This window comes from Cecembia lonarensis LW9, assembly GCF_000298295.1.
GTDB lineage: Bacteria > Bacteroidota > Bacteroidia > Cytophagales > Cyclobacteriaceae > Cecembia > Cecembia lonarensis.
Window position 1 is genome coordinate 1 of the sequence record NZ_AMGM01000090.1, and the last position, 14384, is coordinate 14384.

The 14384-nt window shown below is 43.6% G+C and carries 10 protein-coding genes; 6 read left to right on the plus strand and 4 right to left on the minus strand.

The genetic code is table 11. The annotated features are described in order from the left end of the window. Positions 1-42: 42 nt before the first annotated feature. A complete protein-coding gene (locus B879_RS17790) occupies positions 43-1824 on the plus strand; it encodes a glycoside hydrolase family 15 protein (RefSeq protein WP_009186606.1) in 1782 nt (593 codons plus the stop codon). Between the two features lie 45 nt (positions 1825-1869). On the opposite strand, the gene B879_RS17795 is transcribed toward B879_RS17790, so the two are convergent. After that, the gene (locus tag B879_RS17795) at positions 1870-4044 is read right to left on the minus strand and encodes a bifunctional alpha,alpha-trehalose-phosphate synthase (UDP-forming)/trehalose-phosphatase (RefSeq protein ID WP_009186607.1); all 2175 of its coding nucleotides are present in this window, start codon (positions 4042-4044) and stop codon (positions 1870-1872) included. Positions 4045-4344: 300 nt separating this feature from the next. Between B879_RS17795 and B879_RS17800 the strand changes: the two genes are divergently transcribed. Then, on the plus strand, positions 4345-5583 hold the full coding sequence (locus tag B879_RS17800) for a purple acid phosphatase family protein (RefSeq protein ID WP_009186608.1): 1239 nt from the start codon (positions 4345-4347) through the stop codon (positions 5581-5583). Here B879_RS17800 and B879_RS17805 read toward each other — a convergent pair. Both B879_RS17805 and B879_RS17810 read right to left on the minus strand, forming a co-directional pair. After that, entirely contained in the window at positions 5568-7052 is a 1485-nt protein-coding gene (locus B879_RS17805; RefSeq protein ID WP_009186609.1) for a sodium:solute symporter family protein, read from the minus strand. The two genes, B879_RS17800 and B879_RS17805, sit on opposite strands and share 16 nt — an antisense overlap. 4 nt (positions 7053-7056) lie before the next feature. Then, positions 7057-7989, minus strand: a complete 933-nt coding sequence (locus tag B879_RS17810) for a dihydrodipicolinate synthase family protein (RefSeq protein WP_009186610.1) — start codon at positions 7987-7989, stop codon at positions 7057-7059. Between the two features lie 84 nt (positions 7990-8073). Between B879_RS17810 and B879_RS17815 the strand changes: the two genes are divergently transcribed. Next, positions 8074-8937: a LytTR family DNA-binding domain-containing protein gene (locus B879_RS17815; protein ID WP_009186611.1), complete on the plus strand. Its 864-nt coding sequence runs from the start codon at positions 8074-8076 to the stop codon at positions 8935-8937. After that, complete coding sequence (locus B879_RS17820; RefSeq protein WP_238542165.1) at positions 8915-10168, plus strand: acyltransferase family protein; 1254 nt, start codon at positions 8915-8917, stop codon at positions 10166-10168. The genes B879_RS17815 and B879_RS17820 overlap by 23 nt, the downstream gene beginning before the upstream one ends. Here the strand turns inward: B879_RS17820 and B879_RS17825 are convergent. Next, complete coding sequence (locus B879_RS17825) at positions 10144-11262, minus strand: App1 family protein phosphatidate phosphatase (RefSeq protein WP_009186613.1); 1119 nt, start codon at positions 11260-11262, stop codon at positions 10144-10146. The genes B879_RS17820 and B879_RS17825 overlap by 25 nt on opposite strands. Positions 11263-11388: 126 nt before the next feature. Between B879_RS17825 and B879_RS17830 the strand changes: the two genes are divergently transcribed. Then, entirely contained in the window at positions 11389-12345 is a 957-nt protein-coding gene (locus tag B879_RS17830; RefSeq protein ID WP_009186614.1) for a sugar phosphate isomerase/epimerase family protein, read from the plus strand. 90 nt (positions 12346-12435) lie between these two features. Continuing rightward, the gene (locus B879_RS17835; RefSeq protein ID WP_009186615.1) at positions 12436-13902 is read left to right on the plus strand and encodes a glycine--tRNA ligase; all 1467 of its coding nucleotides are present in this window, start codon (positions 12436-12438) and stop codon (positions 13900-13902) included. Positions 13903-14384: the final 482 nt, after the last annotated feature.

Here is a 14384-nt window from a genome sequence, read left to right on the forward strand (position 1 = left end):
AACCCTGTAGCCACTTTTTCTCAAACCTAAAACTGTATTTTAATGAAAAAACATATTTATGACTCTGGGCTAATTGGAAATTGTTCTTACATTGCTCACGTTCAAAAAAACACAAACATCTCCTGGCTCTGCTTGCCACGTTTTGATTCTGATTTCATTTTTGGAGGTATGCTAGATCAGGAGAAAGGTGGGGAATTCACCATTCTTCCGGAATCATCAGACTTTGAATCTACCCAGTCATATGTAGAAAATACCAATATTCTTGAAACATTCATCAGTACTGAAGACTACAGTTATAAAGTCACTGATTTTGCCCCCCGTTTTAAGAATTATGATCGTTACTTCAAACCCCTGATGCTAGTCAGGATAATTGAACCTTTGGAAGGTGCTCCTAGAATCAATATATCTTGCAAACCCGTAAGAGAAAGGGGTAAAAAAGCCCTTGTTCCCAGCCTAGGAAGTAACCATATCCGGTATATGGGAGAGGAACAGGAAATCAGATTGTCGACGAATGCAGCATTAAGCTATGTGGTGGAGGAGAAGTATTTTGTACTTCAAAGGCCCATTTACCTAGTTTTTACTTATGGTAGGCCTTTAGAGGCTCCAATAGAGTCAACGTGTGATAGGTTTCTCCAAGCCACCACGGACTATTGGCAATCCTGGGCAAAATCTACAAGTATTTCATCATTTCATCAGCGTTTGGTTCTTCGGTCTGCATTGATTTTAAAGATTCACCAGTATGAAGATACTGGTGCTATTATAGCCGCTTCCACCACCTCCCTTCCAGAGTCACCGGGCTCTACTAGAAACTGGGACTACCGTTATTGTTGGATAAGGGATAGCTATTATACACTCACATCCTTTAACAGCCTAGGGCACTTTGAAGAATTGGAGAAATATTTTGAATTCATCCAAAATCTACCTACTGGTGCAGATGGCAGGTATCAGCCCTTATATTCAATCACTGGTGAAGGCTTGCTGACCGAAGAAATATTGCCTTTAGATGGATATTTGGGCAATAAGCCTGTCCGATTTGGAAATCAAGCCTACACCCATGTTCAGAACGATTTGTATGGTCAGGTATTGGTTTCTCTTTTGCCCTTATATTCAGATCAGCGTTTTACATCAAAAGAGCGAAGTTATTCAGAACCCATGATTATGAATCTTTTGGATAAGATTGAACAAACCATGCACGAAAAAGATGCGGGATTATGGGAATTCAGGAAGCTGGCACAAGAACATTGCTATACATTTCTTTTTCATTGGGCAGGTGCGCTGGCAGCTGCAAAAATTGGGAAACGACTAAAAAATGATAAAATGTATGAAAAGGCCATGTTTCTTAAAGATGAAGCTGTGAAAAAAATAGAAGCATGCTACCTTCCCGATAGGAAAGCATATGCCCAAGCCATAGGGGTAAATCATATGGACGCTTCCACTTTGCAGCTGATCACGATGGGGTACTTTGGTGATGATATAGAACGTGCCAATAATCACCTTAAAGAACTGGAAAAGGAACTGTTGTCAAAAGAATTTTTATTTTTCCGATACAAGCACATGGATGATTTTGGCGTTCCGGAAACTACATTTTTGATTTGTGCTTTTTGGTATATTGAGGCTTTGGCTTGTGTCAATAGGCTGGACGAGGCGATTGAAGGGTTTGAAACCTTGGTCAAGTACTGCAATCATCTCGATCTTTTTTCAGAAGACGTGGACCAGGTTACAGGCAGTCAGTGGGGGAATTTTCCACAGGCCTATTCTCACGTTGGATTGATGAATGCAGCGTTTAGAATTGGCAAAAAGCTGGATCGTCCCAATTTCTTATGATAAAAATATTTGCCATCAGATTTTTCCTTTCTGATGGCATTTTTATTATCCCATAAGCCTTTTCAATAACTCCCGAACTTCCCGAAAGGATTTTATATTGTAGTTGGCCTGGGTAAATGCATATCCTACCCTGATGGAATAAGCACTTTTTGGCATAGCCTTAAAGGTATCCTCATCAGTCCAATCGTCTCCGATCGCCAATACAAAGTCATAGTCATTACCTTTCATCATGGCCACAGCAGCACGGCCCTTGTTGATGTCAGGCCTTTTGATTTCCAAAACCATATTTCCTTCCAAGACCTGCAGATTATGCCCTCGGGCCATGTATTTGAGGTGAGAGAACAGTTCGCGCATCCTTAGATCCCCTAAACCACTTTCTACTTTTCTATAGTGCCAGACAAGAGAGTGGTGCTTTTCCTCTATAAATGCTCCAGGTGTTCTCAGCACATAATATTCCATGATTTCCCGGATATCATTTTTCCAGCTGTCATCTACCTCAGCATATAACTGCCAACCTTCTTTGGACGCTTTGCGCTTGACCCAGACACCATGCTCGGCTATCATATCAATGGCTTGCCCCTTAAACCATCTCCCCAAGGTATCCTTATCTCTTCCTGAAATAATGACGACCTGTGCCTTGCTGCTCAATCCTTTAATGATTGATTTTAATTCTGCATCCGGCATGGCATCTTCGGGATTGGCCTTAAAACCAGTAAGGGTGCCATCATAATCCAAGAAAAGCACCGGATTTTTGGCAGATTGGAATTTTTGCTCCATCTCGCGAACTACCTTATTGTCAATTTCTTTTGAAACCAGCTCTGCCTGTTTCTTTTTGACATGCGCTAAGCGGTCAGTAAATACCTTGACCCATTGAAAAATATCATATTTCTTAAGGTTGTACTGCATAGATACAATCCTTGCTTTCTGCTCCTGAGGCTTCATGGTTAAGGCCTGGTAAATGGCATCTATTACACCCTGTTTGTCATTAGGGTTTACCAAAACTGCATCCTGAAGTTCTTTGGATGCACCTGCCATTTCAGACAGGATCAAAACACCGGACCGATCAGTTTTACTTGCGACAAACTCCTTACAGACGAGATTCATTCCGTCCCTAAGTGGAGTGACCAAGGCTATGTCTGACATGCTGTAGAAAGCACTTAACTCTTCAAAAGGAAAGCCCCTGTAAAAATAATGGATAGGAACCCAGTTGAGGGTGGAATATTCGGCATTCACTCTACCTACCAGTAAATCAATTTCTTCTTTTAATTCCTTATACGACTGTACTTTATCCCTGCTCGGAACCACAATCATAATCATGGAAATTTTTCCATGAAGGTCTTTATGTTTTTTTAAGAGTTCATGAAAAACATGAATCCTCTGTGGAATTCCTTTGGAGTAATCTAACCTGTCTATGGTTAGAATCAGCTTTGAATCTCCAACCTGGTTTCTGAAATTCTTAACAATATTTTGGGTTTTTCTACTTTTTGCCTGCTTTTCAAATTTCCCATAATCAATGCCCATAGGGAAGGAATCGACATTGATAATTCTGTTTTCTGCTTGGATGTAGCCACTTTCGGAGGATAATCCTGTTATCCTTCCTACTGCACTCAGGAAGTGACGCATGTCATCATAAGTGTGAAATCCGATCAAATCGGAGCCACAGATCCCCTCAAGTAATTCTTTTCTCCATGGGATCATGCGAATGATTTCATAGGAAGGAAAAGGAATATGTTGGAAAAAAGCTATGGTAGCATTGGGTAAAGCGTCTCTAAGTAATTTTGGTAAAAGCAAAAGCTGGTAGTCATGCACCCAAATGGTATCTTCAGGGTCTGCCTTTTTCAGAATTGCTTCACAGAACATTTGGTTTACCCGCTTATACGCTTCCCAATGCTCAGGGTTATAAACCATATATTGGGTAAAATAATGAAAGGCCGGCCATAAAGTTTCATTGCTAAACCCTTCATAGAATTCTTCTACATCTTTTTTCGTAAGAAAAACTGGAGCCATTTTCAATTCATGCAGTTCTAAAATGATCTCTGCCCGCTGCTCTGGGTCTTCAACGGTATTTCCTGGCCAGCCTATCCATATATTCTCACCGGATTTATAAATTGATCCAAGTCCTGTAGCCAGTCCGCCTGCTGAAGGTTTAAATTCGAATCGGCCATTTCTGTGTCTTAAGGAAATTGGAAGTCTGTTGGAAACAATGATGGTTTTTGCCATGATTGATGTTTTATGAGCAATGAATTAAAATTTCAAAATAAAAGTTTAAGTATAAATATAAGCAAAAAAGGGCAAAAACGCCCGGTTTTTAAGGGTTTTTGACATTTTTACTACCGTGTAAAATAAAAAGATACATTCAGAATCCATAAGGTGTTAAACAATGAACTTAAATTATTTTGGAGTTTCATCCATTCCTGTCGTTTCAAAAAGTGAATCTTTGAAAAAACTTTCAGAAAAAAATTTAATGTAAAAGCAATAAAAAGTAGTTTTATAGTTAATTGTACCAAAGCGCCATCATCAATGTCACAGCTACAAAAAATCACCTTTATACTCTTTCTCCTTTTTTCGGCATCTTTTGCCCAAGCACAGAAAGCACCTTATGCCTTTTACCTGACCTGGAATCAGGATCCCACTACTTCTATGGTAGTGGATTGGCATGCTGATGGCCTGGAGCCACAAACCCTTCAAATCCGCAGAAAAGGCACCTCTTCATGGCAGACCATGGAAAGTGACGTGCTGCCCTATCCTTTCTCCGAACGCAAAGTGCATCGGGTGGCTCTGTTGGGCTTACGTCCCGATACGGCCTATGAAATCATTTTTCCAGGTTCAGAAGAGGTCTACTATTTCAGGACCATGCCTTCTAACCTAAATGAAAAATCCCTTAAAATAGCCATTGGAGGAGATTCCATGCATCAGAGGGAGTGGTTTGAAAAGACCAATAGGATGGTGAGTTTCTTCGAGCCGGATTTCATCATCATCGGGGGAGATATGGCTTATGAAAATGGGCTTCCTGAAAACATTGACCGCATTTATGATTGGTTTGAAGCTTATTCCAACACTTTGATAACTGCGGATAAACGCATTCTCCCTTGTGTGGTGGCCATAGGGAACCATGAGGTGGTAGGGGGCTATCACAGCAGAAACCCTGGGTATGAACAGACCAATTCCTTCAGAGAGCGGATTGCGCCGTATTTTTACAGACTCTTCGCTTTCCCAGGCCAACCGGGTTACAATACCTTGGACTTTGGGACATACCTGAGTTTGATCATTTTGGATACCGAGCATTCCAATCCTATCCTAGGGGTGCAAACCCAATGGTTGGCCCAGACGCTCAAGGATAGAGAACATGTGCTGCACAGGATTCCCATTTACCACGTGCCGGGATTTCCATCCGTAAGGAAATACGAGGATTACACCCAAACCTTGGTTAGAGAGCACTGGGTGCCGCTTTTTGAAGAAAATGGGGTGCGCATTGCTTTTGAAAACCATGACCATGCGTACAAGAGAACCTATCCCATCCGCAACTTGGAAGTCGATCAAACAGGGATCATTTATGTGGGAGATGGTTCTTGGGGAGTGGCAGAAAGGGAAATTCATGAGGTTGACAGTACCTGGTACCTCAAGAAAGCACAATCTGTGAGGGCCTTTACCTTGTTGACCCTGGATGGGCCACAGTTTAGCCTGATTTCGGTGGATGATGAGGGAAAGATTATTGATACCTACCCGGAAAGTCCACTTCCTTTTCAGTCAGAAAGATAGCGAGTACTTTTTGTACTCATCAATATACCTGCTAAGAAACCGGTAATTATAATGGCCATTGTTCCCAGGACAATGGCCCAATTTTTATGGATAAGGGGAAGAGCAAGCTGTGGGAAAAACTCGGCCAAACTGACCCAAGCAATCACCATCAATCCTGAAATCACACCCAGGATAGCTGGAATTTTTGAAAGCTTAGGGGAAATTAAACCCAAAAACAACAAGCCCAAGAGTCCGCCGCTGAAAATCGAAGCCAATGCCCACCAAGCATCCAAAGCACTTTCTACGCCTCTGAAACCAACGGCTACCAAAATACTCAAAAAGCCCATACTGCCGGAGCTCCAATAAAGCACACTCATACTTTCTTTTTCGGTGAGTCCCGGGCGAAGGTATTTTTTAACGTGGTCTTCCAGAATCACTGTGGCAGAACTGTTGATGGAAGTGGATAAGGTACTCATCCCGGCGGCAAAGATTCCGGCGATCAATAAGCCAGTGATGCCATCGGGAAGGGCATGGATGATAAAATAGGGAAAAACCTTGTCCCCCTCTGTGGCCAAATCCTGGGGGATCCTGTCGGGAAAATGCTGGTAATAGACAAATAATGCAGTCCCGATCATAAAAAAGAGTAGGGAAACGGGAATGTAAAGTAAGCTTCCCAAGGCCGTGGATCTTTGTGCCGATGGAATGTCTTTGGCACCAAGGTAGCGTTGGATGTAGCTTTGGTCCACCCCAAAGTTTTGCAGGTTGATAAAAAGTCCATATATCAAAACCAGCCAAAACGTACTTTCTGTCCAAGACCATTGGAAGGAGCCTAAGGAGAATTTTTCCAGTGTCATTCCCTCGCTCCAAAATTGTCCCAAACCTCCGGGTAATTCAAGGAGGATAAAAACCAAACAGGCCAAAGCCCCAAGGATCAGGAGAATACCTTGAATGGCATCTGTCCATACCACTGCCTCCAAACCTCCTAAGGTAGCATACAACAAAACCCCCAGGCCCGTTATCCAGATGATGTGGGTGATGCTCCAGCCTAGCATCAAGTGCATGGGCAAGGCCAAGAGGTATAAGATGGCGCCCATCCGGGCCATCTGGGTCAGGAGGTAGCAAATGGAGGCGTAAATTCTCGCCCATAAGCCAAAACGGGCTTCAAAATAGGCATAGGCTGAAGGACTTTGCAGCTTTCTATACAGAGGGACAAATACAAAAACCGCAAAAACAGCCGCTATGGGGATTGAAAGACTGAAAACAAATGCGTTCCAATTGCCGGAATAGGCATTCCCCGGTAAAGCAAGGAAGCTGATGCTGCTGAGATAAGTGGCAAAAATGGACATGCCAAGTGCCCAAGCGGGTAACTTGCCACTTCCAGTGGTATAGTCCAGGCTATTTCTTTTCCTGAAATAGAAGGAAGCCCCAAAAGCAATAATGCCCAACAAATAAAAAGTAAATACCAATAGGTCAATGGAGGGCAGGGACATGGATTTAAAGTTGGTTGACTTTTTCCTTGATTTCTAGAATGGCAGATTGAATATCGGTTTCCAGCGCTGGTTGGATCCTTAAAAGGGGTGAAGCCAAATGTGAGCCACAGATTCCAAGCTTTTCCATAGCGACCTTAAGGCCTTGAAAATAGCTGTAACTTTTGCCTCCTTTTCCATAGATCCTTTTGGAAATTTCCAGAACAATTGGCTGTATTTGCTGCATGGTTTTCCAGTCTTTTGCCTTGGCTGCTTCAAAAAGCCGCACATAAAGTTGCGGGAAAAGGTTGGCTCCACCGCTGACTCCCCCATCTGCACCGGCCAATACCGTTTGGGCCAGCATTTCTTCAGGTCCCGTCAGGATATAAAAATCCGGTTTTTCTGCTTTGATTTCCAAAAGCTTTTCCAAATACACCCCATTGCCCGAACTGTCTTTGATGCCGATGATGCGGGGATGTTTAGAAAGGGCCCGCACCGTATCAACCTCCAAATGGCATTTGGTCATGTGAGGGAAGTTATAAAGGATCAGAGGAAGGGCGCATTGATCCGCAAGATGCATGTAGTATTGGTACAGATCTTCCTGGTCCAAGTGGAAGAAGAATGGTGTCAAGGCGACTACGGCAGCAGCTCCTTCGGTTTGGGCAACCTGGGCCAACTCCAAGCTGACATCCAAGCACGTATCACTGATGCCCACCAATAGAGGTTTTTCCTGGTTGGTAGACCGACAGACCGCTTTGATCAAATCCTTCCGCAATGATACACTCAAGCTGGGTGTTTCCCCGGTACTGCCCAAAATGAATAGGCTATGCACGCCTCCCCGCAGCAGATGCCGGATCAGGGTTTCAGCCCCTTTGACATCCAGCTGCCCATTTTCTAAAAGGGGAGTGACAGTAGGAACAACGATTCCTTCTATCTTTGGTAATAGGTTTATAGGTATCATCTTGGTAATTTAAAAAATATTTTCAGGTCAGCGATCAATTATCCAAAATTGGTAACAGTTGTACATCAGAAAAAATTGTATGTAATGGCTAAAGGAATCGAAATACTCAAACAACCCTACCCTTACTATTACAAAGGTCTCAATTTTGTTATTGTTGCTGGCATCATTTTCATCATGAGCCTGTTGTTCAATTACCTTTTTGAACCTTTTGTGGTATACAGGCCAGAACATAAAGTGGCGTATTTCTGGATTTCAATGATCCATTCCTTCAATGCCTTTATGGTGGTTTTGATAATCCTGTTCATTAATAACAACATGGTGGATGAAGACAGATGGACCGTAGTGAAGGAGATGGTTTTGATAGGTTTTATGCTATTTATGATAGGGGTTTGTCAGTTTTTGGTTAGAGATTTGATTTACGACAATCCTGATAATTGGTCTTTGGGATATTTATTGGAGGAATTACGCAATACTTTTTTGGTAGGTATTTTGTTTGTCATCATTCTCGTGCCGCTCAATTACCTGAAGTTACTGAAGGCGCACCTAATGACCGCTCAATCTATCAATGCCCAATCTTTGCTGGGGCAGACTTTCGAAAAAACTACTGTAATCTCCGTCATCACACAGCAAAAAAGTGATGACTTTGAATTGGATGTCAATCATTTTCTATATGCCAAAGCAGATGGGAACTACCTGGAGATTTTTTTGGAAAATGGAGGAACAACTGCAAGGTTGATCAAAAGAATGACCTTGAAGGAGCTGGAACAGCAATTGGAACCTTTCCCGAATTTTTTCAAAACACACCGCTCTTACTTGGTAAATCTTCAAAAAGTAGTCCATGTAAAAGGCAATGCCCAGGGATATTTGCTTCAAATAAAAGATGCCATTGAGGAAGTCCCTGTTTCGAGAGGGATGATTCCAAAGTTTGAACGGCAGTATCTGGATTGAAAAGCGTGTATTTCATCCCATTTTCTTGATGCCCGTCACAGCTGGCAATTTTGAAGCTCAAATCAATTTACATTTGGAAAAAACCAGATCAGTGATGAGAAGACATGATTTAGATTGGCTCCGGGTTATCGTATTTGCCTTGTTGATACTTTACCATGTGGGGATGTTTTTTGTCCCTTGGGGTTTCCATATCAAAAACAATGTGATTTATGAAGGGATTAAATGGCCCATGTTGTTTGTCAACCAATGGCGCCTCCCCATTCTTTTCGTTATTTCCGGTATGGGAACTTACTATGCTTTATCCAAAAGGAGCGGGGGCCAATTCGCTATGGAAAGGATCAAGCGCCTGTTTCTGCCCTTGCTGGTCGGGATTCTTTTTATTGTTCCGCCTCAGGTGTATTTTGAAAGATTGGACAAAGGACAGTTCGAAGGTGCTTATTTTGACTTTTGGCCTGCCCGAGCATTTATCGGTATTTATCCGGAAGGCAATTTCTCTTGGCATCACCTGTGGTTTTTGCCCTACCTCTTGGTTTTTTCCTTACTGCTTATACCCAGTTTTCTATACCTAAGGAATAACCCCCAAACAAGCTTGATCAAGCGCGTAAGTCGCTTGGCGGCTAGGCCCATGGGTTTGTTTTGGTTAATAGTGCCCTTGTATCTCTGGGAGTCATTGCTGGAGCCCTTTTTTCCTTCTACCCATGCTTTATGGGGGGATTGGTTTAATGTGGTCAATTACCTCACGCTTTTCTTTTATGGCTTCCTGCTGATCTCGGTGGGGGATATTTTTTGGAGAACTTTAGCCGCAAATCGAAGGAAATACCTGTATTTGGGTATTGCAGGGTTTAGTTTAATGATAGGTTTAAGAATGTTTTGGGAGGATTCCACGCTGGTCCATTTTATAGAGGCCTTATTTAAAGTGGTCAACCTTTGGGCTTGGATTATGGTCCTCTTTGGCTATGCATCTGCTTATTTGAACCAATCCAGCCGTACTTTGACCTATGCCAATGAGGCGGTTTATCCATTTTATATTCTTCATCAGACCATCACCATCGCCATCGGTTTTTATTTGATGGATTTGGATTGGGGGTTTTGGCCAAAATTCCTCATCATGGTAGTTGGCACCTTTGGCATTTCATGGTTGATCTATGAAGCAGTGATCAGGAGGTGTACTTGGATCAGACCCTTATTTGGTTTGAAAAACCGCATTCAGGACACTTCTGCGGCTGCTTGAATAGGTTCAATAGCCACTTCAGGAATCCATCCCTGTGAAGCCGCATGGGCGGCTGCCTCTCCAGTATCTTTGATTAGCAGCAGGGGTACATCCAAGCTGTGTAATTCGGTGGCTATGGCTAACAAGTCCGGGTGGCGGGAAACTTTAATATCTCGGATATAAATCATCTTCACCCTGCCGGGAAAATCTTTGACCACCTGCAGGTAGATTTCAGGGTCATGTTGCCCAGAGTCACCGACCAGGACAAACTGAAGGTGTTTTTCGATTTCAAAGATTTTTTCGACCTGTTTCAGTTTATGCTCCCAGTGACTGCCTGCGATAAACTGCTCTCTGGACAGGCCAAGATCCCGAAGCATCAAAGGACCCTTGGGAATGCCGTGTACTTCCAAAAATTCCATTAGAAAGTCATACAGGTTCCAGGGCGAACTGGAAACATAGAAAAAGGGATGGGCATCCTTTTTCCCCTTACCTTTAGCCAATGCCTGGTAAAATTCCGCCACCCCGGGGAATGGCAACCGGGTATGGGCATTTCCCAAAAAAGTGGTTTTCAGCATGGTCCATAAGCGGGTGGCCCCGGTGGGTACAATGGTGTCATCTATATCAGAAATTACGCCAAAGCCCATTGGGTCCAAAGGGATGAATACCTTGTTATTGGTCCTTACAGTCCCCTGATTTTTGACTACCTGATCCAGTAATTCCAGTTTGACTTCCTGCCAAGTGGAATCCAGATGAAACGGGCTTTGCGATTGCAGTTGAATCTCAAAGTAACCCTCTTCATCGGTGGTGGCGATTTGCCTAAAACCTTGGAATTCCGCTTTGACCCGTACATTGGGAATCTCCCAGGACATAAAGCGCTTGTACATTTTGGAAAAATTCTTCCATTTCCCATCCTCCAAATGGGAAGCAGCAATACCCCTGTCCCGAAGCACCCTTCCTAAAAAATAAATTTCATGCTGATTGCCAAAACCCTTGTAAGGTAAGATCATTACAGATTTCACCAGACCGCTTTTCAGCCCAAAGGCTAACTTGGCTTTGGAAAATTGGGTTTTGACAGCATATAAAAATCGAAGACTGGCTTTTTTGAGGAAGGTCAAAATTGTTTTATTTGATTTTCTTCTAAAATAGTAAAAATTCAACAGATCATTTTTTGCAATCCAATATAGCTATGGGTAAATTTCTTGCTTACATCTTTTATACCCATTTAACCTATTGCTAGAAAAATGAAAAATCCAGCCTCCTCCCAAAGAAGGGATTTCCTAAAAAAAGCCAGTTTGGCATCTATGGCTTTTGGTTTACTGTCCAATCCCTTTGACCTATTGGCAAGGGGAGCTGCCAATCCTCCCTTCAAAATTTCCCTCGCAGAGTGGTCAGTTAACAGGTTGATTTTTTCAGGGAAACTGGATCATCTGGATTTTCCATTGGAAAGCAAAAAGCATGGCATCCTTGCCGTAGAATACGTCAATCAATTTTTCATGGATAAGGCCCAGGACAAGGCCTATCTCGGTGAGATGAACACCCGCTGTCAAAATGAGGGCATAGAACAGGTGCTCATCATGTGTGACAGGGAGGGGATGCTTGGGGCTAAGTCCGAGTCGGACCGGCTTCAGACGGTGGAAAACCATAAAAAATGGGTTGAAGCAGCCCAATTCTTAGGTTGTCATTCCATTCGTATCAATGCCTATACAGAAATACCCTGGTCTGCTGATCCCCAAGTGGCTGCAGAAGCCATGAAACTCTGTGCGGACGGCATGCGTCCCTTGTGTGAATTTGCTGATAATTATGGCATTGATGTTCTGATAGAAAACCACGGGGGCTACTCGAGTGATGGAAAGTGGTTGTCCGATATGCTTAAAATGGTAGACCATCCCAGGGCCGGAAGTTTGCCTGATTTTGGCAACTTTGTCATTCAGTCAAGAGATGGGAATGTCATTTCCTATGATTCTTATCGCGGGGTGGATGAACTGATGCCCTTGGCCAAAGGGGTGAGTTTGAAACCCTATGTGTATGACGATGCGGGCAATCAGTCTCCTTTGGACTATGAAAGGATGTTGCGTTTGGTACTTTTCCACGGCTACCATGGGCATGTGGGCATTGAACATGGCGACAGGGAGCGGGAATGGGAAAGCATAGTGGAAATCAGGGAAATATTGGAAGACTTTCAGAAGCAGTTGGGCTAAAGATCAAAAACCAACAACCAATCCATTAAACGATGGAATTAATCCCTTTCAAACCTTGCTATTCAGGCATTTTAATTAATTTTGCGCCTTATGGCAAAAAATGAACAAACTGCGGAGAACGCGCAACTGAAAGATATCATCGCACATGCCAAGGAATATGGTTTTGTGTATCCCTCTTCGGAAATCTATGATGGCCTACAGGCCGTCTATGATTACGGGGCTTATGGGGTGGAATTGAAAAACAACCTGAAGCGGCTTTGGTGGGAAACCATGACGCGCCTCAATGACAATATCGTGGGGATTGATGCGGCTATTTTTATGCATCCCACTACCTGGAAGGCTTCCGGTCACGTGGACAGCTTCAATGATCCCATGATTGACAATAAGGACAGCAAGAAGCGGTATCGTGCAGATGTGCTGATTGAGGAAAAGGCTGCCCAATACGAGAAAGCTGGGGACAAGGAAAGGGCTCAAAATCTTTTGAACGCCATGGCCCGTTTGCTCGAGGCAGAAAACTTTATTGGGGTAAGGGAATTGATCATCAATGAGGGCATTGTATGTCCTATCAGTGGTTCGGCCAATTGGACGGAAGTGCGTCAGTTTAACCTCATGTTTTCCACGCAAGTGGGTTCCGTAGCTGAAGATGCTTCAACCATTTACCTGAGGCCTGAAACGGCACAGGGTATTTTTGTCAACTTCCTCAATGTGCAGAAGACGGCCAGGATGAAGGTGCCTTTTGGTATTGCTCAGATCGGTAAGGCTTTTAGGAATGAAATTGTAGCCAGACAGTTTATCTTCCGTATGCGGGAGTTTGAGCAGATGGAGATGCAATTCTTTGTCAGGCCTGGCACTGAGTTGGAATGGTACAAAGAATGGGCATCCACCCGTATGAAATGGCACAGGGCATTGGGTATTCCTGAGGAGAAATTGAGAAGACATGACCATGAGAAACTGGCCCACTATGCCAATGCCGCCATGGATATTGAGTACGAATTCCCATTCGGCTTTAAGGAAGTGGAAGGCATCCACTCGAGGACAGACTTTGACCTGAAGAGCCATCAGGAGTATTCCAAAAAGAAGCAGCAGTATTTCGATCCTGAGGTCAATCAGAATTATATCCCTTATGTGATCGAGACTTCCATTGGGGCGGACAGGCTTTTCCTGATGACCTTGTGCAATGCCTATGTGGAGGAGGAAGTAGAAGGCAAGGAAAGGACTTACCTGAAGCTCCACCCGGCTTTGGCTCCTGTGAAAGCAGCCATTTTGCCTTTGACCAAGAAGGATGGATTGCCGGAAAAAGCCCAGGAGATTGTCGAAAATCTGAAATACGATTTCAATATCATTTATGAGGAAGCGGCTTCTATTGGCAAGCGTTATACCCGTCAGGACTTGATCGGTACGCCTTTCTGTATCGCGGTGGACCATCAGACTTTGGAGGACAATACTGTCACTATCAGACATAGGGATACAACCGAACAGGAAAGGGTAGCTATCGCTGACCTACATGCCCGTATGACTGAAGCTTGTAGCTTTAGGAGGGTGTTTGAGAAGATTTGATGGCAGGACCATTGAACAATTTGACTTTATAAAAAAAGGAGGACGCTAAAAGCAAGCGTCCTTTTTTTTATGATCGGCCCTACAGGCCTCTGATTTCGTGTTGTCTTATTACCCCAGACTTCCGCAGGCTTCAGTCTGGGTTGTCACGGGACAGCCTTTCAGGGCTTATTGTACCGTTTCCATAGGCTTATGGGGTTAAAAATTGGAATCTGATCATCAATGAATGATAGGGCTTGGATTGAACAGGCTTTCCCAGACTTCAGAATTTTTTTGAGCGGATGTGCTTTCTGTGTTTCCGGGTTGTTTGGAATGGAGGACCAGGCCTAAAGGGCTGATCCGTACCAGCCCGGGATGAAGTCCCGGGTCTAGGAACCATATACAACCCCCGAGGTCTGAAAGACCGACCGGTGATGGAAAAAGTTTTCATGTTGATTGAAGTGCGATCGGCCCTTCAGGCCTCTGGTCTTATGTTGTGCTGGTGT